Genomic DNA, 22,902 nt, shown 5'->3' with positions numbered 1-22,902 from the left:
TTTGCCCCAACTCATCTAAGAACCATTTCTATTTTTTTTAAATAAATATTACATCAGATATTTCCTCTTCATACTTAGTAAGGTTAAAAAAGAAAAGAATATTATAAAAATTCACTTATTTTCGATGTAAAATTTAAATAAAAGTTACAAATAAATTATCTTTCGGTTTGAATAGGATAATTATCGTATGATTTTAAGTACAAACATCTTCGATAACACTGAATTTTTGCTGTACGCAATATTTGGAATTGTTATCATTATATTTTTAATTTTCGACTTAGGTTTCTTTAATAAAGATGCCAAAAAGGTATCCTTAAAGGCGGCCTCATATCAATCTGTATTTTGGGTCGTAATTTCTGTAGCATTCGGATTTCTTATCTATAAATTTTACGATGATACTGTATTAATGCTAGAGTTTTTCTCCGCTTATGTGGCTGAATATGCTCTCTCTGTTGATAATATTTTTGTTATACTTCTAATACTTCGCTATTTCAAAGTAAAAGAAACTTACTACCATAAAATACTATTTTGGGGAGTTTTAGGTGCCATCATTTTCAGGGCAATTTTTATCTTCCTCGGTGCATTTCTAGTTGAACAATTTCATTGGATACTTTATATATTTGGAGCCTTCCTTGTTTATAGTGGAATTAAAATATTTTTCCAAAAAGCAGAGGATGATTTAGACCCTGAAAAAAATGTGGTTATTCAGTTTGCGAGGAAACATTTAAAAATTACAAAAGGTGATTTTAATGGAAAGTTTATTATCAAAAGAGGTAAAAAGTATCTTTTCACTCCTTTGTTTTTGGTTATATTACTAGTAGAATCCACAGACCTAATCTTTGCTGTTGATTCAATCCCAGCAGTATTCGCCATCTCTCAAAACGAATTTATACTTTACACTTCTAATATCTTCGCCATCTTAGGATTAAGAGCAAAATTTTTCTTACTAGCAGGTATTATTGATAAATTCTACTTATTACAAAAAGGGCTCTCATTCATTTTGATTTTCATTGGAGGAAAAATGCTTTTAGAGATTTTCAATATTCATATCAGCACGCTGGTTTCTTTTAGTATTATTTTCTCAACCTTATTATTATCGATTTTACTTTCACTGGTAATTCCTCAAAGAAAAAATTTTAAAGACTTGGTTTAGTCTTGAAATCCAGAAGGAAAAACACTTTTTGGCAAAATCTTCATTAATAATGGAAGGGTTAGGAAAGAACCTGGTAGCGCAATAATGACAAAGGCAGGAATAGATTTTAGAATATCTATTAACTGTGCCCTCATTTTCTCTTGTTCCTCATCTGTTAGTGTCTGGGTTTTCGATTTTTCGAACAGATGCCATAATTCCTTGCTTTCCTTTATCTCCTGAGCAATACTTCCCTTATGCTTTTTCAAAACATGGGTGATTCTTTGCAAAATAGTTTCGCTTATAACTTGAAAGGAATGTTTGCTTTGTAGAAAATAGACTTCTTTCCAATTCTCAATAACGAAAGCTTCTATTGCTATTAAGCTAGTATCCAACTCTTCTTCGGTAAATCCTAATTGCTTTGCTAATTGACATAAAAAATTACGTTCATCTGTACTAACTACTTTATCTGCCCAAATCATTAAAATTGATAGTTCTAAGACATACTTTTTCAGTAACCAAGTATCAGCTTGTCTTAAATCAATTTCTTCCAAAGTAATTCCATCCTTAAAAGCATCCATAGCAATTTTACGTTGTGACTTCGAGAGATTTGAAGAAGAAAGGAAACTTAAAAACATGTTTTTTTCCTCTCTTTCTATAATTTGATTAGCATGAGCAGCTGCTGCGATTACTTTTAACAGCAACATTTTCATAGCATCTTTATGCCACTTTATGTTATTAAAATTCCCAGCCGACCATTCTCCAAAGTAATAAGTGTCTAAAAATAATAAACTGTTTTGAAATAAACTGGCCCAGAAATAATCCCATCTGGATTTTAGAAACAGTCTTTTATGTAAAACATGTTCAGTAAATTTGAAATTATCTTGGTTTCGTCTGCTAAAAGAAAAAATATTCTTTTTTGAGATATTCGGATCTAATATTTTATAAAAACCACCAATTGATTGGCTGGTTTGCATATAAAAATCTTTCCAGTCATTTTCAGAATGAAGCGTATCCGTTAAGTTTAATCTTGCGCTATGAATGAAGCTCTCTCCAGTAAAACAATTTTCATTTTACCTAAGCTATTCCATCGCTGCTCTTTAGGATGTTTTATTCCTGGAGCATGTAAAGGATGTCCATAGATTAATCCAGTTGGCTGCACAATTTTATATAATAAACTATCGTGATCTTGAACCTTATATTGATTCAGATCAATTGGATGTGGACTCCGAAAATCAATATATTCTTTTAGCCAACCTTTTTCTGCAGGATTCATAACTTGGAGTTTAGCTTTTACAATTGCTTATAAATTAGCTAATTATTTCAATAAATTGAACCTACAATTATGTTTTTCGACTACTGTTACTCTTTTGAGGATAAAATTTTATCCCCTAGGCTTATATTTTGACTTACTAAATATTTGTTGCGCATCAGTATTCTCCATTAACTCTTTTACTGTCACATCCGGATTATTTCGCATATAAGATTTAACAATTTGCCAACCAACCCAAATACCAATTCTGCCAGGACACTGCTGACTGATTTCATAAGTCTTAGGTCGTTCTCCTATAAACTTATTCTTCATGAAATGACTTGTTTCATATAGTAAATCATTCTCTAAAAAATTAGCCCAAATAATGTGCTCGTTTTCATTAATATCTTCAATTTCCTGAGAAGTATAGCCTATTATTAAAGAGTCTGGTGTGCACGGAATCGTCATTTTAGTGAGGTAATATGATTTTCCATAAAAAACCATGTCCGCCAGAAGACTTTGGTCGCTTGGATCTGTTTTATTTTGCTTTTGAGTAAGCAAAAGCATAATCATTGGAACAATATATTCCTTCTGATAACGCATTAAAATATACTCTGGAATTCCATTAGGAATATAGGCTGCATCTGGCCCTAAAAAGTAATCTGCCGCTATACTGATTAAACTATCGGAAACAAAAAGATCTTTTTGGAGTCCCGCTAAAACAATTTCTAATTCCGGCACTACTACAGTTGGATAATAATACTTGTAATAGCTAAAAGCTTTTTCAAAATCATTTTTTAAATCACTAAAATCACCAAAAGTGTTTTTTACTTGCTGATAAAGTGTGTCATTGTAAGATGGATTAGAAAAAATATTAACCATTCTTTTGGCCACAACTGAATCTGCACCAAATCTTCTGCTTTCAAAAAAATAATCAGCTACAAAGGGGTTTTCCTGAATAAATTGAAAAGCTTCTTTTTCAGAGCTAAGCCCTGCCATTTCCTCTGTCAAATCATTTAAAGGAATATTTACTTCAATACCACCAACATTAGGTGCTTCTTCACAAAATTTATCTTTGTGGCTGCATGCTGATAAAACAATCAAGCTTATTAAAGAAGTTAATACACAATATTTATTACTTTGCATAAGTCATTAGTTATCTTTGTCCTGAATTCTAAACCCAAAATAAATGAAAAAATTGTTCTTTTCTGTCTTATTCCTGTTTTCAGTTTGCATTGCTCAAGCGCAAGTAAGATTTGGATTTAAAACCGCACCGAATATATCTTTTAATAGAATAAATGCTGAAACTGATAATACTGAATTTAGTACTGATGGAGCAGGATTACGGTTTCAGTTAGGGCCTATTTTCGATTTTGAGTTTAAAGAAAATCATTATTTCAGTACTGGATTAATTTTTACTTCAAAAAGATCTGCATTCATAGCTGATTCAACAGGGGCCACTCCAGAGCGATATAATGAGCATTATAATCCTCAATATCTACAAATCCCATTAACTTTAAAACTATATACAGAAGAAATAGGGTTAGACAAAAAAATATATTTCCAATTTGGAGGTACAGTCGATTTCAGAACAAATAATCCTGGTGATGAAGAAAAAATTGTGAAAAGCTTCAAATTCATGGATTTAAATTCTCTGCTAGCAATAGGATTAGAATATGGAATAGGCATCAAAACCAAAGTTTTTGGGGGTCTGATTTATCAGAGAGGTCTTCTAAATGTTATTAACGAAAATATTTATAATGACAATTTCAATTTGAGAAATGATTTTATAGGCTTGGAATTAGGTCTTACTTTTTAATTCCTTGCTGGTAGACTAACCACATAATAATCATCTCCTGTTATTCTTATATCATCATCTTGAATCCAGGGATTGTAAATTCTCAAGGTTTTGTAAGTTAGGTTTTGTTTTATGGCGTAATCCACCCAATCTATAGATTCCCTTAAGGTATCATATTGATAAACATATGGCTCATAAAGGTGCTTCTGTAAAATATTGAGCCCGTAATCTTCAGGGCTTTCAAATATTTGTTTTATAGCCAAAATCCTGAATACATATCGAGAAGTTTCATCATTCAACCTTAAATCATAATAATTATCTACCTTTTGATGGTCAAGTGCATTTTGCATTCCTCTCATTCCTCTGTTATAAGAGGCAGCTACTAAAGTCCAATTACCGAATTTTTCATAGGAGCGTTTCAAATATTTACAAGCTGCTTCGGTGGATAGGACTGGATGATATCTTTCATCTACATCTCGATTAATCTCCAAACCATATTCCCTTCCAGTACCCTTTAAAATTTGCCAAAAACCTGCTGCTCCCGCATAGCTATCAACATTCTCCAAACCACTTTCAATCAAAGCTAAATACTTGAAGTCGTCTGGAATTCCATGTTTCTCTAATATGGGCTCAATCACTGGAAACCAACGATTTGCACGTTTAAATAAAAAAATTGTATTGTTATGCCAATAAGAATTTATGTGCAATTCCTTATCTAATCGCTCCTTCACATCATCTATTTCTAAAGGAACCTCTTCACCTGCCAAATTGATATTTTCAGGCAGAGGAATTGTCTTCGCATTGGTAAAAGCAATTGGTTGTGCTTCTTCCATAACTGGATTATAGGTTTCTTCTATCCGAGGCTGACTACCATAAAAAGCCACAATTAAAAAAGTGACTAATGAGGCTATAGAAATATAAAGTGCAAATTTGCTATCTGTCATAAATTTATTCTTATTTTTAAATTAGAAATTAGGCGAAAGCATAAACTGAGAATAGAAATTATCTATTACTTTAACAGCTTCTGTAGGCGTATCGACTACCGTAAATAAGTCTAAATCTTCTGCGCTAACGTTATTTTCCGCTTCAATTAGAGTATCCTTTATCCAATCAATTAACCCAGACCAGAATTTTTTTCCTACCAATACAATAGGAAATCGACCTATCTTATGTGTTTGTATTAACGTTAGTGCTTCAAAAAGTTCGTCCATAGTGCCAAAACCACCTGGCATTACAACAAATCCTTGTGCATATTTTACAAACATCACTTTTCTAACAAAGAAATGATCGAAGGTGATTAATTTATCAGGATCTATATAAATATTATTAAACTGCTCGAATGGAAGGACAATATTCAAGCCTACAGATTTCCCATTTTCACTTTTTGCTCCTTTATTTCCTGCTTCCATTATACCTGGACCCCCGCCAGTTATTACACCGTATCCGTGCCTTACAAGCTTTGCGGCCACTTCTTCCGCCATTTTGTAATAAGGATGATCTGACTTTGTTCTAGCAGACCCAAAAATAGACACGCAAGGACCAATTTTCGATAATTTTTCAAAGCCTTCGACAAATTCAGACATAATCTTAAAAATAGCCCATGAATCGGAACTTTTGATTTCATTCCAATCTCTGTCTTTAAAAGCTTTTCTAATTTTATTTAATTCTAATTTATCTTCGTTATTTGATTCACTCATTTTAAATACGTTTAAGGTTAATCTAGCATTTTATTTACTGCAAAATACTAATTTGGATATTATTTAATTCTTTTCACTGTTCTTGTGGACGCTTTTCATCATAATCCGCAGGTTTATTTCTTTTCCACCTTTTATGCGTCCATAGCCATAAATGTGGATTTTCATCAATATCAGCCTCTAAAAACTTCATATGTTTTTCGGTGATATAGCCATAGGCTGTTTCACTTGGATTGGTCGTTATAACTTCTACATCTACTTCATATCGAGACCTTGCCACTTTTTTTACATGCGCATAGACTGGAACTAAGTTAAATTTCTTGGAAAATTTTTCCACACCAAAGAATACTCCTGTATCTCTACCTAAAAACTCCATCCAATATGAATTATATACATTCGCTGGTGATTGATCTGCGGCAAAACCCAACAAAAAATGTTGATCTTTATGCTTAATCACTTCTCTATAAGCATTATTCTTGGGGAATAAATAATTTCCTGGAAAGCGCGAACGGTTTTCTTTTATTAGATTTTCCATTACCTGATTTTTTAAAGGCTTGTACATGATCAATGCCAGTGGTTGATTTCTTGGTACCATAAAGTTTACACCTTGTGTTGCCCATTCCCAATTTGCAAAATGTGGTAAAATAAAAGCAATACTTTTCTTCTCATCCATCAGCTTTTGGACTTCAGCATTAGCATTGAATTTATATCGCTTTTTAATGGTTTTTTTAGAAAACCCAAATGCTTTAATACTTTCAAATATTAAGTCTGTAAAATGATAATAAAATTGATGAGCTATTTTCTTAATCTCCTGCTCAGATTTATCAGGAAAAGACTTGCTTAGATTATCCATTACCACTTTATAGCGGTAGAGTTTGAGCCTTATAAATAAAAAACCTATAAAACTAGAGAGCCCATGGTAAAACCAAAAAGGAACTTTACTCAATAACCAAAAAAGTGCTTTTAAAAAATAGTATTTAACTTTCATAAGTTAGTCCTGAAGCTGCAGTTTCACCAAATTGCTGTAAGTTCCATTTTCGGCTTCTAAAAGCTCTTGATGAGACCCTTGCTCAGAAATCTGTCCATTATTTAGAACAAAAATTTTGTCTACTTTACGGATGGTAGCCAACCTGTGGGCAATGATAATAGTAGTTCTATTTTGCATCAACTTATCCAAAGCCTGCTGCACCAAATGTTCTGATTCAGCATCTAAAGAAGAAGTGGCTTCATCTAAAATAAGGATTTTAGGGTCTTTCAAAATTGCACGAGCTATAGCAATTCTTTGTCTTTGTCCTCCTGATAATTTAACGCCTCTTTCGCCAACTAATGTATCCAAACCTTCCGGAAAATCTTTGACAAATAACCACGCATTCGCTTTTTCTGCAGCGGCTATAATTTCCTGATCCGTAGCATCTGGCTTTCCATATGCAATATTTTCTCGAATAGAGCCTCCGAATAAAATGATTTCCTGAGGCACAATTCCGATGTTTTTTCTATATCCTGTAATCGATAATGAATTTACATCTAGTTCATCAACAGAGATTTTACCCGATCCTAATGGATAAAAACGCATTAAAAGTTGAATAATAGTGGATTTTCCAGCTCCACTATGACCTACTAAAGCTACCTTTTCTCCAGCTCCTACCGATAAATTTAAACCCTTCAATACTTGAACATCCTTACGAGTTGGGTATGCGAAATTAACGTCCTCAAACTGAATGGCTCCTTGTAAATTTATTTTCTCTTTTTCTTCTACCTTCAGCTCTTCTTCTTCTTGCAATATTTCCATTACTCTTTCTGAGGCACCAATCGCTTTTTGAATTTGGCCATATAAATCTCCTAAACCTGCAATTGAACCACCAATAAAGGTAGTGTAAAGTACAAAGCTCAATAAATCTCCCACACTCATGCTTCCTTCTTGCACTAAGCTGGCGCCATACCAAAGAACGGCTACGATTCCTCCAAACATGGCAAAGATGATAAATGAGATAAAAGCGCCTCTATAAGTAGCAGATTTTAGGGCTACCTTCACTACTTTATCAAGTGATTTACGGTAACGCATCACTTCAATTAGTTCGCTAGTAAAAGATTTTACAATGTTGATGGATTGTAAAGTTTCTTCAACTATAATGTTTGCTGAAGCTAATTCTTCCTGAGTCTTTTTTGAGAGCTTACGTATAAACTTTCCGAAAATCACAGCAGCAACTACTAAAACTGGAAAAGTAGCAATCATAAAAAATGCCAGCTTCGGAGTGAAGTAAAAAATTATAGCAGCTCCAATAACTAAAGTAGAAACTTGTCTGATAAACTCAGCTAGCGTAACTGAAAAAGTATCTTGCAAAAGAGAAACATCAGAAGTAATTCTGCTAACTAATTCCCCAACTCTACTTTTATCGTAAAAGGTCATGGGTAAGCTCATCAATTTAGTATAAAGCTTGGCACGCATGTCTGCCATTGCTCTTTCACTTACTTGAGCAAAAAGATAAACTCTGAAAAAGGAGAAAAAACTTTGAACGGCTAATATTCCAATTAGTATAAATGCTACCGTATTGAGTTCAGTAAAAATTCCTGAAGATTTCCCCTGGGCAACATCCACTAATTTCCCCATTACATAAGGAAAGCCCAGAAGGGTTGTACTGGAAATTAATAGAAAAAACAAGCCAGCTATAAAATAGCCTTTATAGGGCTTTATAAATTGGAAAACTCCCGTAAGCTTTTTAAAATTTTCTTTGTTGAGTGGCTTTTTCTCTTCCTCTTTAAGCGATTCGCTTTTTCTTCTTTTTGCCATTCTTAATTACTATATCTTTTGAAATGATTATAATCCCGCAAAGATACGATAGTTCTTTAATTAAGGCTTGTTTTTAGCTTCGAACTTTTCTTTTCCCTCTTCCAGAAAATCCACGAATTTGCTAATACTTCTTTCATAAGCAATTGGGTCTACCAATAGTTCACCATTTGTATCCAACAAAACATAGTAAGGCTGTGCATTATTGTTGAAGCGCGTGATTTGAAAATCAGCATTTTGTTTGCCGATTGATTTCTTTACTTTGCCATCATATTCACTAGTATACCATTCGCTTTCAGGAAGCTCCGTTTTTTCATCTACATATAGAGCCAGCATTACATAATCGTTTTTCAATCGATTCAACACTTTTGGATCTGACCAAACTCTAGCTTCCATTTCTCTACAATTTACACAACCATGTCCTGTAAAATCTACAAAAATAGGCTTATTTTGCTCTTTTGCGCAAGCCAATGCTTGTTCATAATCGAAGTAGCCTTTTATTCCGTGTGGAAAATGCAGCATATCCGCATATTTTGGTTCTTCACATAATTGATCTTCAGCACTTATTGCTCCTGAGCCACCACTATTCTCGCGAATAAGAGTTGGTAAATCAAAGTCGTGAGAGCTCATCGGTGGCAAATATCCGGAAAGACTTTTCAAAGGCGCACCAAACAATCCTGGAATCATATACAGTACAAAACTAAAAGTTACGATGCTTAGCATTAACCTTCCCACTGATAATTTTTCTATAGGGCTATCATTCGGCAATCTTATTTTCCCTAAAAGATAAAGTCCTAGAAAGGCAAATATCACAATCCAAAGCACCAAGTATATGTCTCTATCTAATATTCCCCAATGATAAACCTGATCCGCTATGCTCAAGAATTTCAAACCCAAAGCCAATTCTAAAAACCCTAATACCACTTTTACGGAATTCAACCAACCACCTGATTTTGGTAGATTATTTAACCATTCAGGGAAAATGGCAAAAAGCGTAAAAGGAATGGCGAATGCTAAACTAAAGGCAAACATGCCCAAAAGTGGTTTAATGACCATACCACCAGCAGATTCTACCAAAATACTTCCCACAATAGGGCCCGTACAGCTAAATGACACCAAAACCAAGGTGAACGCCATAAAGAAAACACCCCCTAAACCACCTTTATCTGCTTTAGCATCCACTTTATTGACAAAACCTGAGGGTAAATTGATTTCAAATAGCCCGAGAAATGATAAGGCAAAAATGAAGAACACTAAAAAGAAAAAGACATTCGGAATCCAGTGAGTGCTCAACCAATTGGCAAATTCAGGGCCATTTATAACCGCTATTACAGTTCCAGCGACCACATATATCACAATAATTGATAATCCGTAAATAACGGCTTGACGAATTGCACCAGCTCTGGATTTAGCTTTCCCGGTAAAAAAAGTAACCGTCATTGGGATCATAGGGAAAACACAAGGCGTCAATAGAGCGGCTAATCCGGCTAAAAAAGCCACTAGCATAAAGCCTAAAAGGGAATAAGGAGAATTTGAATCTTGCTGCTGAAGGTCAATTAATTTTTTTTTTCCTTCCTTTTCTGAATTCTCGATTGAACCTTCCTCTTTACCTTCTGAACTAGCAGAAGATGCCGTTTTTTCCCCAAATGAAAAATCATCATTGAAAGGAATACATTTTCCATCTATATCTGAACAGACTTGATAAGTATTGCTAGTTTCTATTCTAAATGGAATTTCTTTTATGATTACTTTTTGCTGAAACTCACCTTTAACTTTGAAATAAGTATAATCTCCCTCCCAAATCTCATCATAGCCTTTTAACGGATTTATTGGAATGATACCATTAACTAATTCATAAGAATCATCTTCCTCAAAATCAAATTCGGTTAGCAGAGGGCCAGGATCCAAATCGAAATCAGAGGAATACAAGTACCAATTTTCTTCTATTTCAGCTCGGAAGGAAAGGGTTGCGGTATCGCCCACTTCTAGATTTTCTTCTAAAATAGAGCTCTCCCAACTGATGGGCTTCATTACTTGAGCAAAAGAGTTTTGCAAAAATAAACCTACCAAAAGTAGGGTGTAAACTAAATATCTCATAAACTTTTAATAACGCCTAATCGTCTTACAAACCTAAAACACGAAGATAGTTAAATTTTGTTGGAACAAATGTGACATAAGTTATGCAAGCAATAAAACGAAAGTGGTTGTTTTACTCACTTTTAGGTTTAATATTAATTGGCGCAGGTTTAAGCCTAGCAATAGATGTTGGTTATTATTGAGTGTAAAACTAAGAAAATAACTATCTTGAATATTTGCATTAAGCAAAGCAGCTTTTACTGTAAATTGCACTTATTGTTAATTAGGAACTGAAAATTCACTGACAGAAATAATTTTTCCATCATCGGTTTCTACCAAAATTGGATAAATTCCAATATTCCTACTTTTTATTACGTTTTTTTCGTCTATAAACACCTGGTCATGACTTAAAAATGCTGAGTCCACTTTTAATCTGAATAATTTCAAGTCTTGAATCACAGTAAATAATACATTTTTATTTATACTATCAATATTTTGTTCCGCGTAATAGGTAACATTTAAGATACATCCAGTACAGCCTTCTTTTGGAATAATGATTAAATCCCTTTCCAAAATATTTTCATCAATACTGAGTAATTCATTTTCAAAGGATTTGAATTCATTCGTACAACCGAATAATAAGATGGGAATAAAAATAAATAACAATCTTACGGATTTCATTTAGCAATGTTAAATACAGAAAAACTTAACAGCTCCTCATTTTCCTTATACAAATCACTTCTCGCCATTAACAAGCCTTGCTTTGAAACCAATATCATAGTTGGGTGATATTTTAATCCATCAAAATATTGTTCACCAACTTTTTCGAAATTAGACGTTAAAATCATAATTGAAAAATTAGTGATTGATCTGCCCGCTTCAAGTTCAGCTTTCTTTGGTCTGATGTAAGCAACTCGATAAAATAAATCTCTAAATTCATCATAAATTACAGCATTATAATCGGAATTTGACCAGCTGTAATCTCCTTGTTGTTGATTTGGCACTGAATGGTCTTTTTCTACTCCATAATTAATATCTTCTTTGAAGGGTTCAAATTCCTTTATAAATTTGGAACCAACATAATATTTATTTAAATACTTACCGGCCGAATTATAGCGGTAGATAAAGTTATCAATAGGGAAACTTGAAATTAAATCAGAGCCATACATATCAAAAGAAATTTTGTATTTGAATGTTGCTCCCCAATACCCCTGGTTGTAATTATCAGGCAAGTTTATCATATAATCCGTTTCCTGTGTTTTTAAGTTATATCGTATAACAGAATTTTGATTGGAGTAATCCGTCAAATATTGATTAATACTGCATGGAATGAAGACATAATCCCCAACTTTTCTGATGGGTTTCATAGTAGCAGGTTCTGGCGATACTGAATTACTATTTTTTGAAAAATCTAATATCTCATTTTTCGAGAGTAAATTCCCTTGATAGTCTAAAATATACAGATTTGCATCCCAAGTATTGTATAATAATAAGCTATCGCTTAAATAGGCATGATCAAAAATAGTCAAATGTCCCACTCCATTGGGGCCCTCTCTGTCTAATTTTAGTTTCTTTTCAAGTTCCCCCGTTTCTAAGTTATATAAATAAAAATGCTGATTGTAAGCATTTATAAAAGATAAATAAGACGTATTGTCAATCTCCAAACTTTTCATGGATTTATGGTGAAAGCTAGTCTCATTATCTAAATTCAGTGAAATTATAGCTGTTTCTTCTAAAGAAAGGCTATCATTAAACTCTATTCCATTTGCCTCCTGAAAATAAATTTCAGTCTTTTTTTTGCTATCGCACGAGGCTAAGATTATCAAAATAATTATTAAATTTTTCATAAGAAAAGTAGGAGTTACAATGATAGTAACTCCCGTGTAATTAATCAGCTTTTTTAATTACTAGTAAAGTAGATGAACAAGCTGGACCACTACCACTCATGTAACATTCATCGCCTTCTCCAGCTTCAGACTTTCTACAATTACCATTATTATTATTTTCATCGGAACTCACAAGGCAAATATAGTCAGAATATGCACTGTAAAAGCTAAACATACATGCGATTAACATCACAAATAGAATTGTAATTTTTTTGATTTTTAATTTCATAATATTTATGTTTTAAGTTCGAAAACTAAAGTAGTCGTTTTTTTTTTTTAAACAAGTATTTTTTATTTTTTTAAAAAGCAACAAATTTAAATAACTCAAAAAACTTATATCTCATGCAAGCGACAATGCAAAAATGGTTATTATTCTCAATTGGAGGTTTAATTTTAATAGGTGCTGGTTTAAGTATGGCAATAGATGCCGGTTTTTATCGCATGGAACACACTGAAAATTGGAATTGGTTATACTACGGAACATTTGCCTTGATTGTCTTTAATTCAGGAATTTGTTGTTTCGGTCAAGGCGTTATTTATAAAGTCAGATTAGAGAGAGAAAACCAAAATTCCCACTAAATCCTTTATATTTGAGCATTATCATTCATTCAATAACTTGGATGAACAACCGTTTCAAGCAATTTCTTAATTAAAGCTCAATGGATTCTAACGAATTTCGTAAAAATGCCCACTCCATGGTCGATTGGATGGCCGATTATTTAGAAAATGTAGCCCAATATCCTGTATTATCTCAAGTGAGGCCTGGAGACATTAAAAATGAAATCCCTGCTACATTTCCTGATAAGCCCGAGGCATTTGATGAAATTTTTAAAGATTTTGAACATAAAATAATGCCAGGCATTACCCATTGGGAAAGCCCAAATTTCTTTGCCTATTTCCCTGCTTCTAAAAGCAAAGCATCTATTTTAGGAGAAATGATCACATCCGCCTTAGGCACACAGGGCATGGTTTGGCTCACTTCTCCTGCTGCCACCGAATTGGAGGAGCGCATGATGGACTGGATGAGAGATTTATTAGGCTTAGCAAATGATTGGACAGGCTCCATTCAGGATACTGCCTCAACTGGAACTTTCAATGCACTTATTACAGCGAGAGAGAAAGCTTCCAAGTATCAAATCAATAGGAAAGGTTTCTCAGGAATGCCACAGTACAGAATTTATGCATCCGAACAGGCACATAGTTCCATTGATAAAAATGTGAAAATCGCTGGATTTGGCTCTGATAATTTAGTGAAAATCCCAGTGGATGAAAACTTTGCCATGATACCCGAAAAGCTGGAAAATGCGATTCAGAATGATTTGAAAGCAGGATTTAAACCACTTTTCGTTCTAGGCGCATTAGGAACAACTGGAACAACAGCTGTAGATCCTTTGGATAAAATTGGCGATATCGCTCAAAAACATAATCTATGGTTTCATGTAGATGCCGCCTATTCTGGAGCAGCATTAATTTGCCCTGAATTTAGATGGATGTCAACTGGATTGCAAATGGTTGATAGCATGGTGTTCAATCCACATAAATGGCTGTTCATAAATTTTGATTGTAGCCTCTATTTTGTGAAAGACTCCGAAGCTTTGATTAAGGCTTACAGTATCACGCCAGAATATTTGAAAACTGATTTAGATAATGAAGTCAAAAATTATAGAGATTGGCACATTCAGCTAGGGCGAAGATTTAGATCTTTAAAACTTTGGTTTGTTTTAAGATCTTTTGGAGCAGAGCAGTTGAGAACTATTATTAGAAATCACATTAATTGGGCTAAAGAGCTGGAGAAAGAAATTAAAAGTTCTGATGATTTTGAAATGTTATCGCCTGTTTATGTAAATCTGTTGTGTTTTAGATTTAATGACAGGAAATCAGATGAAGAAGAACTCAATGCGATGAATGAAAAATTAATGAAGAAGCTAAATGCATCTGGTAAAATTTTCATTACCCATACGAAGCTGAATGGAAAATTCACTTTACGATTAGTTGGAGGTCATCCTGAACTTAAAAAAGAACATTTAGTAAATGCATGGGAGCTGATTCAAGAATTCTCTAAGGAATTGTAAATCATCAGGCTTTCTTCATTTTTTGATACCAGCTATCCATCACTACACTATGCGGGAGCGTCAGAACTGATAAAAATATGATGGTTAAGAAAAATGGAGAAATCGCAAATTCAAAATATGAAAATGCAATTAATAATATACATGCCCCAACTATACTTATTAACGTAAAGGGCAATAACTCTTTGATAAAATGAGTTAAATCAAAATTCTTTCTTTTTTCACCCAAATACATATATTCATCATATAGCACTTTTAGTGAATGCCAAATGGCAAAATACAAAGCAAATGCCAATAATGGAGGAATGGTGAAAAATGCTAGGTGTAATAATAGGAATATACCGATTTCACTTAAAAATCTTTTTCTGGAATTCACTCTTTTTATCAGTATGTAAGCCATAAGAAAAATGGTAATTACAGAACTTGTTAAAAAGAAGTAATACAAACTGAAAGGAGTGATTACTGTTGCAGTTTGATCGAAATGAGATGTTTCTAAAAAAAACTGGATTAATTTGTCATAATGATGGTAAAACAATCCACTGATTATTGACCCACCCCAGAACATATACAGCAATTTCTTAGCTATATTTTTTTCGTCAATTTTAACATCGCTAAACTGTGACTGCCCAAAATGATAAAATGATATTAAGAAAAATACAACCAAACTAAAGTAAGGAAATAAAATCCAAGCGATTACATAAAGCCCAATCAAGCCTAAATAAAAGGTATAAAATTGAATTTGAGATTTAGTGCACTGCTGCTTTTTCTGTAAAAGAATATGGTCAACTGCTCCATGAGGAATTCCTAATAGAAAAATTAAACCTAAAGTAATTTTCAGTTGGGTATCAAAAGTCAAAGTTTCCAATATTGGATAAATTGAAATAACCAATATGGTTAAAAAAATATGTAAAAAATTAGATTTGAGCATATTAAGTCATAAAACTGAATTTAATGCGATTTGTTTATACCTAATTTACTTCTACAATTAAAACATCTTTTCCATTCCAATTCACCTTCTCTCCAGCTTTCTTACCTTTCAAAATTTGTGCGAATGGTGTAACTGCGGAAATCATAAATAAATCTGTATTTTCAATGGTTATCTTACCGTAAGAAATCGATATGAAATAGGCTGCAACGGATGTCTTCACCATCGCACCAAAACTTACTTTGTCAAAATTATTGTTAAAGTTAATCTGATTTAAGCTATCAAGCTGTCGATCAATAACACTAAGTTGCGCGCGAAGTTTTTCTTTTTCCTGATTCATCATTTCACGTCCTGTTTCATATTTATCGCCTGCAGAACTTTTAGTATCAGAACCCATAGAATATATAATCGCTTCAATCTCCCTAGAGATATTTTGCTTTTTAGTATCCAACTCTTGCCTACATTTTTCTATGATTTCTTTCTTCATTCCTACCGGTTAATTCGTTTGAACATAGCTGCTAACTCCTCTTTATTTTTCCTCAGATCACCAATCGTACATGCATAACTTTTTAGCGACAAAATATTGGGAAAACTCAATTTTCCCATTGCTATAGAATAGCTAATGGTAATTGGAACATAATTTAAAATCATTACAACCTTTTGAAAGAATTTTGTTTTCACCTGTCTAAACCCAAGTTTTTCTGCAGTATGTGGATTGATGAAATATGCATTTGCTTCCAAAACAACATCATTTTCATTTTCGCTAAAACTATCCAATAAGTTGAGCATTCCTTCCATATAACTGTAAAGAATGGCTTTCTTATTTCTAGCCTCACTTTTCTGGATGCTTAAGGTGTAGTAATAATCAAAAAGAGTACCTCCATGCAATTGAATCTTACGGTCTTTTAAAGAGGAAGTAAGCAATAGAGGTGAATAATAAATAATTTGACCATTTTTTCTTCCAATCGGAACATCAATAAAAGAAGCATAGATGGATATCACTGGCTGAACAAAGAACAAAATTAACCACACTTTTGTGCTCCAAGCCATAAATACAATCACAGCACAAATAATCAATAAATTAAAAATAAAAGACCACAATTTTCTCTTTTGATCTCTTTTGGGCAGTATATAATATCTGTGGATAATTCTCATCTAGCATTAAAAAAATCTATCCTTATTTTATTAAAAAGTTAGAAGGGCAGTTTTTGGAGGTCAACATTTCCCCCACAAAGAATCACTCCCACTTTTTTACCCTGAAACTGCTCCTTAGCCTTCATCATGGAAGCAAAAGGCACCGCTCCTGAGGGTTCTACCACCAATTTCAAATAATTAAATATCAAGCGCATAGCCTCCACTATTTCAGAATCAGAAACGGTCACAATATCTTTTATGTATTTTTTAATTATTGGAAAGTTTCGTTCTCCTAAAGAGGTTCTTAATCCATCCGCAATAGTGTCTGGATTTTCCATAGGAATTAATCTGCCAGCTTTCCATGAACGATATGCGTCATCAGCACCCTCAGGTTCTGCTCCAATTACGGGCACTTTATTACCAAAATATTGAGAGGAAAGTAGTGTTCCAGCCATCAGACCACCACCACCGATTGGGGCAAAAATAGCTTTTAAATGATCGGTATCTTCGAGCATTTCTTTAGCACAAGTTGCCTGACCCGCTATCACATCATAATTATCATATGGATGGATGAAAGTAGCACCTGTTTTTTCTACTACCTCATTTAAGGCTTCTTCTCTAGCCTTCAAATTTGATTCGCAATAAATTACTTCCGCACCATACCGCCTAACGGCCTCCACTTTAACTTCAGGTGCATTTTGTGGCATTACGATATAAGCAGGAATCTTAGAAAGTTTAGCCGCTAATGCCACTGCTTGAGCATGATTACCAGATGAATGTGTGGCCACACCTTTTTTTAACTGTGCTTTACTTAAAGATAGAATTGCATTGGAAGCCCCTCTCATTTTGAATGCTCCAACTTTTTGTAAATTTTCACACTTAAAATAGACATGCACGCCTAACATTTCATTTAATTGGTTTGATGTGAATATAGGCGTCCTGTGGACATAATCATGAATCCTTTTTTCTGCCGAAATTATATCTTCTTTTTTAGGTGTTTCTTGAAGGAGCATTGGGTTAAGTTAGTTATAATTTGATATATTGCTAAGGAATATCTTATGATATAAGTCAGTTTAATTATAAATTTAATTTTTTCAGCTATGCAAGCTAATAAGTTTCTTCGATTATTTTTCGCCCTATCGTTCCCAGTTTTCTTTTTTGCTTGTAATAATAGTATGGAAGATGAATTAGATAATGATTTTGAATTCCAACATGTAGTAAGTTACGAGTTTTTAGACTCAATTTCTACGAATGAAATTTCAGCCCGTTTTGGCGGAAATGGTCTGGTTTCGGGATTTGTTAATTTTGACATTACAGCTCATCGAATTACTTATATGACCGAAAATTTTGATGGTGCAGAAGTTGAAGCTTCAGGATTAGTTTTAATTCCTATCGTAAAGGGTTCTGCTAAGTTGACCAGTCTTCAGCACAGTACTTTAGCCAAAGATGCTAATCCAGCAATCGATCGTGAAGATGACGCCCCTTCCTATTTATCGGAGGATAATGCAGAAATTCATTTATCTGCTGCTTTACTGGCTTCTAATGGTTACATGATTTCTGCTCCTGACTATATAGGCTATGGAAGTACAGGAGATATGTTTCATCCATATGAACATGCCCAGACTACTGCCACCACAAGTTACGACATGTTAGTAGCAGCAAGAGAATATGGCGAATTTTTAAAAGTTGCGATGAGAAAAGAAGGAGACACAGATGTGGAACAGCTTTACTTACTGGGTTATTCACAAGGTGGGAATTCCACAATGGCATTGCATAAATATATTGAAGCTAATCATTCTACAGAATTCAATATTGTACGAAGTGCAATGGGTGCTGGAGCCTATCATAAAACCGCAGTGGGAGATTATATTTTCAATTATCAAGGAGATTTAGGATATTCTCTTAGTCTCTATTTATGGGTGATGGATACTTATGATAAGGTCTATTTACAAAGAGGATTGAGTTATTACCTAAATGAGCCTTATGCTACTGCAGTAATTGATAGTGGTTATTTCGCCATCGTACCATTGAATACTAATCCTCAGGAAATCTTTACCGATGAATTTATTGCTGATGTTAACAATCCAAATAGTGAATTTAGAAGTGCATTAGCAGATAATGATATTCATGACTGGAGAGCAGAATCACCTATTAAATTATTCCACAGCAGAGAAGATGCTTTAGTGCCTTATTTTAACTCTGTTGATGCCTATGAAAACTTAATAGCAAATGGTTCGGAAGAAGTGCTTTTTGAAACATATGAGTTTGGAAGCGATGTTGATCCTGAATCAATTCATGGAAGTGCAGGAGGTAGATTCTTTATAGATGTAATTTCAATATATTTCCCTTCCGGAAATTAAGTTCCAATCATTTTGTAATTACATAATATGTAATTGTCTAAATTTTGATGATATGTTATCAACTAATAAAAACTTTGAAGTAATTATTGTAGATGATGATGAAATGACAATTTTTCTTCATGAGGTTCATGTCAAAGAAAATGGCTTTCATTCGGCACCAAAAAGCTTCTATAATGGAAGAGATGCTATCGATTATTTCAACACCTACTACAATGTTGCCAAGCATTATTGCATTTTATTAGATATAAACATGCCCATTAAAGATGGTTGGGACGTAATGGATGAAATTATGAATAAGGGTATGGACAGAAATGTTTCAGTAGTGATTTTAACGTCCTCCATTAATACTGCTGATCGAATAAAAGCTGAAAAATATGAAATGGTAATCGACTATGTAGAAAAACCATTAACCATAGAACATCTCAATAAAATTAAAGGTCAGGAAAAATTCCAGTCTTATTTTTAGAAGGAGGTGATTACAACTTTTGCACTATTTCTTTTTTCAGAAACTTCAAACTCCACATACCTCTCAAGTCTCCAACTTTGTAGCCTGTGGCTTTATCATTAGGATAATCTTCCTTTAATATGGCTTGAACTTCAGCAGGAATCTGACTTTGGCTTCCATGGCAATTCAAACAAAATTCAGATGGTATTCGGATGGGTTTATTGTATAGAATAGTATCTCCTGGACGGATAAATTGAACATTTGCACCTAAATCATCTCCCCGATCCGCGGAGTATTCATAAGCTTCCAATATTTGCTTTTCTAAATCAGAAGGCGAATTAGTAGGGTTTCGATTTTTAGAACTAACTCTTTTAAGAAAAACCTTGTATTCATTTGCTAAACTATCAGTAAGTGGATAAGCATTCATGCTACAGAATTGAGCAGCAGCTTTATAACCACCCTTTGCATATTGCGATGTTATTTTATTCATAAAAACAGCACCAACTTTTTCAGTGATAGAATCACCAAGAACTCCTGTCCTGTAAATGATATCAGCTTCTGATACTTTTTTTACCTCTCTCAGATCATAGGAATCTGCAATCTTTTTAGGTCTGCGCTTTTCAGTAGAAAACCCACAGCCCCAAAGCAGCAATAATAGTAATCCAAAGGATATTTTTGAAGTGGATGACATTTTAACTCGACTCTCCATTAACAATAATAGAGCCTATCATTAAATAGCTATTCCCCCCAGAATCTTGTCCACTTAGTGGGCCACAAGAGAATTGAGCATTTAAAATCTCTCCAGTATTATTTTTCATTTTAATTATTCCAGACCAAGTTTTACCAGACTCTAATGCACTTTTCATGGATTTGAGGATATCTTTAGATTCAATAATTTTTGAAATCTCAACACCACCTAGTTCAGAAGAGGAATAGCCTAATTTGTCAGAAGTAATATTATTAATACTATTAATATAAAATGAATTATCTAGCTCTACCATCATATTGGTATAGTTAATAATTTTTTCTTTATCCTCTCGCTCACGTTGCGAACGTTCCATTTCCTCTTGAGTAGCTTGAAGTTCCTCCATGTTTTGACGCATTTCCTCCTCTTGAGAACGCATCTGCTCTGTCATTTCTCTAGATTCTTCCAATAATTTGGAAGTTCGTTCATTAATTTTCACAGATGATATAGTAGAGGCGATATTTTCCGCGATTTTCTCTACAAACTCTCTCTCATGTTCAGCAAATTCATTAAATGATGCCAACTCTATAATTCCATAAGTTTCATCATTGACTTTCAATGGAACTATCAAAACGCTATTCGGATTTGCTTCTCCTAAACCAGAAGTAATCATCACGTAATCTTGTGGAACTTCTGTCATATAAATAGTTTCCCCTTCCAGCCAAGCCTGACCAGTTAAGCCTTCGCCTTCATAAATTTTTTGCTCTAAATATTTCTTTTTATCCCAAGCATAGCAAGCAGTCAATTCTAAAAAAGGATCCTCATCATCTTCTCTATTTATGACAAAAATTCCTCCTTGATTTGATTTGGTATATTTTACTAAGTTAGAAATGATGTCATCAGATAATAAAGAAATATTATCATTATTCTTTCTTAAAATATCTCCAAACATAGCCAATCCTTCTGTCGACCAGTTTCTTTTCTTATCTTCTTCAGCAACTTTTCTTAAGTTACCTCTCATATTAATAAGGGCATTTCCTAAAACATCACCCTCACTTAATGGCTCATAATCCGAGTCATATTTACCATTCCCAATATTTTCTGCAAAATATGAGGTGTCTTTCAATCCGTCAACTAATTGACCAACCGCAACAGCCATTTCACCTATCTCATCATTTCCAAACTCCCTATCATTGTTTTCAGGTAAAATTCCTTTCCCTAATTTTACAATAATCTCTTTTATGTAATTTACAGGTTTTGTAATGGAAGAAGATAACCAGAACGCTCCTATCAAGCCTAAAATCACAAATACTACTCCTAGAATTATGGAGGTATTTTTTAAACTATTGGAAGATTCCAAAACCTCAGCTTCATATTGTTCTGATTCTTTCTGTTTTTGTACTAAAATTTTATTAAGATGAGCAATTACGGTATCCGTTCGAGGAATCACTTCCCTTTCAATAGATTCGGATGCCATAAATTTTACGATAGGATCTTCATAATCTTCAAACGTCAATAGGCTCCCCATTATTTCTTTCTGAATCTCCATCAAATTTTCAAATTCAGTAAAAACGGTATCCATTTCGAGCCGTTGCTCTTTATCTTCCCAGTTTACCATTAAAGCGCTAATCTTTTCTTTCATCGCTGGATATTCTTCCTCATGAATGGCTTGCAGACTTTCTTTATCTGTTTCATTACTTTGAAGATATACCCAATTGGTCACCAACATTTTTGATTTGATAATCAATAAATTAAAATCCTTTATGCTAGTTAAGGAGGGTTTAATAACATTAGAATTGGTTGCAGTCAAATTACTGTTTTGAGTAACAGTGAAAATTGTGATACCCGCATACACAATAAATATTAAAATAAGGGTGATAAACCCGCCTAGTATTTTATTACCAATCGTAAATCGAAAGTTTTTCATTTTTTGGCCTTTAAAAAATTATTCTTTTTTAAACTTAAGTAAATTTTTTGAATTATGAATTTAATCCAATGATTCAGATTACGCTTTTTATGTAATGTTTAATTTATTTCTTCCCCAAAACGGGTGAGCTCTTGAGACACTTTTAAGCCCGTGCTTTCCAAAATTTTGGTGTTCATCTCAAATTTTAGTTTGCCATCCACATCTTTAAAATTTATCATGGAGCCCTTCTTTGCCATCCCTTCGGATTCGGTCACTAATAAGCATGGTTCACCATTTAAGGCAGTTTTAATAGAAGGGAAATTTTGGTTTTGTTCTGAGGGTACAAATAATATATGAAAATACTCTCCTTTTTTTACCTGTTCAAGTTGCACAACTTTGATATTTCTATCACCCACTTTTTTAATTTCCGCCATTTCTTTTAACAAAGGAATAATTTCTGACTCCCCTACAACGCCTATTATGAAATCTCCCTTCTTTTTCTCCGCTGGCCATTCTATGTATTTGGTGAAACTATAGAAAAATACTTTATGAAATCGATACTTTTCTTGCGCAAAGCCTGCTTTCGCTACAAAGAGTAGAATAAAAAATATAAAAACGATTTTTAACTGACGCATCTGTAAATAAATTTACTAATTGATAAGTATTTTATGCAAGTTATATTATCCATGCGTAATTTAACCTACTTCTATTTTATTTTAAAGTGAAAAAGTAGTCATTTTTCGATGAAAAAAGAAGTT

At 33.5% G+C, this 22,902-nt stretch carries 24 protein-coding genes; 6 read left to right on the top strand and 18 right to left on the bottom strand.

Annotated elements, in window-relative coordinates; genetic code table 11:
- Positions 1-187: 187 nt before the first annotated feature.
- Positions 188-1,153 (top strand): TerC/Alx family metal homeostasis membrane protein, encoded by a 966-nt coding sequence (locus tag VFM92_RS14335; protein ID WP_325122916.1) that lies wholly within the window; start codon positions 188-190, stop codon positions 1,151-1,153.
- Here VFM92_RS14335 and VFM92_RS14330 read toward each other — a convergent pair.
- The 3 genes from VFM92_RS14330 to VFM92_RS14320 form a co-directional block, all read right to left on the bottom strand.
- On the bottom strand, positions 1,150-2,106 hold the full coding sequence (locus VFM92_RS14330) for a DUF533 domain-containing protein (protein ID WP_325122915.1): 957 nt from the start codon (positions 2,104-2,106) through the stop codon (positions 1,150-1,152). The genes VFM92_RS14335 and VFM92_RS14330 overlap by 4 nt on opposite strands.
- 47 nt (positions 2,107-2,153) lie before the next feature.
- Complete coding sequence (locus tag VFM92_RS14325; RefSeq protein ID WP_325122914.1) at positions 2,154-2,405, bottom strand: hypothetical protein; 252 nt, start codon at positions 2,403-2,405, stop codon at positions 2,154-2,156.
- Between the two features lie 108 nt (positions 2,406-2,513).
- Positions 2,514-3,527 (bottom strand): gliding motility lipoprotein GldB, encoded by a 1,014-nt coding sequence (locus VFM92_RS14320; RefSeq protein ID WP_325122913.1) that lies wholly within the window; start codon positions 3,525-3,527, stop codon positions 2,514-2,516.
- Between the two features lie 43 nt (positions 3,528-3,570).
- On the opposite strand from VFM92_RS14320, the gene VFM92_RS14315 reads away from it, so the two are divergent.
- On the top strand, positions 3,571-4,200 hold the full coding sequence (locus VFM92_RS14315; RefSeq protein ID WP_325122912.1) for a porin family protein: 630 nt from the start codon (positions 3,571-3,573) through the stop codon (positions 4,198-4,200).
- Here the strand turns inward: VFM92_RS14315 and VFM92_RS14310 are convergent.
- The 8 genes from VFM92_RS14310 to VFM92_RS14275 all read right to left on the bottom strand — a co-directional run bounded on the left by VFM92_RS14310 (position 4,197) and on the right by VFM92_RS14275 (position 12,849).
- The gene (locus VFM92_RS14310; RefSeq protein WP_325122911.1) at positions 4,197-5,123 is read right to left on the bottom strand and encodes a lytic transglycosylase domain-containing protein; all 927 of its coding nucleotides are present in this window, start codon (positions 5,121-5,123) and stop codon (positions 4,197-4,199) included. The two genes, VFM92_RS14315 and VFM92_RS14310, sit on opposite strands and share 4 nt — an antisense overlap.
- A gap of 21 nt (positions 5,124-5,144) precedes the next feature.
- Entirely contained in the window at positions 5,145-5,876 is a 732-nt protein-coding gene (locus VFM92_RS14305) for a TIGR00730 family Rossman fold protein (protein WP_325122910.1), read from the bottom strand.
- Positions 5,877-5,949: 73 nt separating this feature from the next.
- Positions 5,950-6,861, bottom strand: a complete 912-nt coding sequence (locus VFM92_RS14300; protein WP_325122909.1) for a hypothetical protein — start codon at positions 6,859-6,861, stop codon at positions 5,950-5,952.
- Between the two features lie 3 nt (positions 6,862-6,864).
- Positions 6,865-8,661 (bottom strand): ABC transporter ATP-binding protein, encoded by a 1,797-nt coding sequence (locus VFM92_RS14295; RefSeq protein WP_325122908.1) that lies wholly within the window; start codon positions 8,659-8,661, stop codon positions 6,865-6,867.
- A gap of 60 nt (positions 8,662-8,721) precedes the next feature.
- Positions 8,722-10,755 carry a protein-disulfide reductase DsbD family protein gene (locus VFM92_RS14290; RefSeq protein WP_325122907.1) on the bottom strand — a complete coding sequence of 678 codons (2,034 nt, stop codon included), beginning with the start codon at positions 10,753-10,755 and terminating at the stop codon, positions 8,722-8,724.
- Positions 10,756-11,013: 258 nt separating this feature from the next.
- Positions 11,014-11,415: a hypothetical protein gene (locus VFM92_RS14285; RefSeq protein WP_325122906.1), complete on the bottom strand. Its 402-nt coding sequence runs from the start codon at positions 11,413-11,415 to the stop codon at positions 11,014-11,016.
- Positions 11,412-12,581: a DUF4221 family protein gene (locus tag VFM92_RS14280; RefSeq protein ID WP_325122905.1), complete on the bottom strand. Its 1,170-nt coding sequence runs from the start codon at positions 12,579-12,581 to the stop codon at positions 11,412-11,414. Before VFM92_RS14280 ends, VFM92_RS14285 begins: the two co-directional genes overlap by 4 nt.
- Before the next feature lie 40 nt (positions 12,582-12,621).
- Positions 12,622-12,849 carry a hypothetical protein gene (locus VFM92_RS14275; protein ID WP_325122904.1) on the bottom strand — a complete coding sequence of 76 codons (228 nt, stop codon included), beginning with the start codon at positions 12,847-12,849 and terminating at the stop codon, positions 12,622-12,624.
- A gap of 113 nt (positions 12,850-12,962) precedes the next feature.
- Between VFM92_RS14275 and VFM92_RS14270 the strand changes: the two genes are divergently transcribed.
- Together VFM92_RS14270 and VFM92_RS14265 are read left to right on the top strand one after the other, a co-directional pair.
- Positions 12,963-13,199, top strand: a complete 237-nt coding sequence (locus tag VFM92_RS14270; protein ID WP_325122903.1) for a hypothetical protein — start codon at positions 12,963-12,965, stop codon at positions 13,197-13,199.
- Between the two features lie 80 nt (positions 13,200-13,279).
- A complete protein-coding gene (locus VFM92_RS14265) occupies positions 13,280-14,692 on the top strand; it encodes a pyridoxal phosphate-dependent decarboxylase family protein (RefSeq protein ID WP_325122902.1) in 1,413 nt (470 codons plus the stop codon).
- Between the two features lie 4 nt (positions 14,693-14,696).
- Here VFM92_RS14265 and VFM92_RS14260 read toward each other — a convergent pair whose 3' ends face one another.
- The 4 genes from VFM92_RS14260 to VFM92_RS14245 all read right to left on the bottom strand — a co-directional run bounded on the left by VFM92_RS14260 (position 14,697) and on the right by VFM92_RS14245 (position 17,761).
- On the bottom strand, positions 14,697-15,554 hold the full coding sequence (locus tag VFM92_RS14260; protein ID WP_325122901.1) for a Brp/Blh family beta-carotene 15,15'-dioxygenase: 858 nt from the start codon (positions 15,552-15,554) through the stop codon (positions 14,697-14,699).
- Between the two features lie 103 nt (positions 15,555-15,657).
- The gene (locus VFM92_RS14255; RefSeq protein WP_325122900.1) at positions 15,658-16,101 is read right to left on the bottom strand and encodes a hypothetical protein; all 444 of its coding nucleotides are present in this window, start codon (positions 16,099-16,101) and stop codon (positions 15,658-15,660) included.
- 2 nt (positions 16,102-16,103) lie between these two features.
- On the bottom strand, positions 16,104-16,664 hold the full coding sequence (locus tag VFM92_RS14250) for a hypothetical protein (protein ID WP_325122899.1): 561 nt from the start codon (positions 16,662-16,664) through the stop codon (positions 16,104-16,106).
- Between the two features lie 143 nt (positions 16,665-16,807).
- Positions 16,808-17,761: a threonine/serine dehydratase gene (locus tag VFM92_RS14245; RefSeq protein ID WP_325122898.1), complete on the bottom strand. Its 954-nt coding sequence runs from the start codon at positions 17,759-17,761 to the stop codon at positions 16,808-16,810.
- Between the two features lie 87 nt (positions 17,762-17,848).
- Here VFM92_RS14245 and VFM92_RS14240 point away from each other — a divergent pair, with 87 nt between their 5' ends.
- Both VFM92_RS14240 and VFM92_RS14235 read left to right on the top strand, forming a co-directional pair.
- On the top strand, positions 17,849-19,108 hold the full coding sequence (locus VFM92_RS14240; protein ID WP_325122897.1) for a phospholipase: 1,260 nt from the start codon (positions 17,849-17,851) through the stop codon (positions 19,106-19,108).
- A gap of 52 nt (positions 19,109-19,160) precedes the next feature.
- The gene (locus VFM92_RS14235) at positions 19,161-19,574 is read left to right on the top strand and encodes a response regulator (protein WP_325122896.1); all 414 of its coding nucleotides are present in this window, start codon (positions 19,161-19,163) and stop codon (positions 19,572-19,574) included.
- Positions 19,575-19,584: 10 nt separating this feature from the next.
- Here the strand turns inward: VFM92_RS14235 and VFM92_RS14230 are convergent, their stop codons facing one another.
- The 3 genes from VFM92_RS14230 to VFM92_RS14220 all read right to left on the bottom strand — a co-directional run bounded on the left by VFM92_RS14230 (position 19,585) and on the right by VFM92_RS14220 (position 22,779).
- Positions 19,585-20,244, bottom strand: coding sequence for a DUF3365 domain-containing protein (locus VFM92_RS14230; protein ID WP_325122895.1), 660 nt, complete (start codon positions 20,242-20,244; stop codon positions 19,585-19,587).
- A gap of 1 nt (position 20,245) precedes the next feature.
- Entirely contained in the window at positions 20,246-22,165 is a 1,920-nt protein-coding gene (locus tag VFM92_RS14225; protein ID WP_325122894.1) for a GAF domain-containing protein, read from the bottom strand.
- Between the two features lie 98 nt (positions 22,166-22,263).
- Complete coding sequence (locus VFM92_RS14220) at positions 22,264-22,779, bottom strand: YfiR family protein (RefSeq protein ID WP_325122893.1); 516 nt, start codon at positions 22,777-22,779, stop codon at positions 22,264-22,266.
- Between the last annotated feature and the right edge of the window lie 123 nt (positions 22,780-22,902).

The sequence above is a fragment of the Marivirga sp. genome (genome assembly GCF_035704835.1).
GTDB lineage: Bacteria > Bacteroidota > Bacteroidia > Cytophagales > Cyclobacteriaceae > Marivirga.
This window is presented reverse-complemented; position numbering and strand designations above follow the sequence as displayed.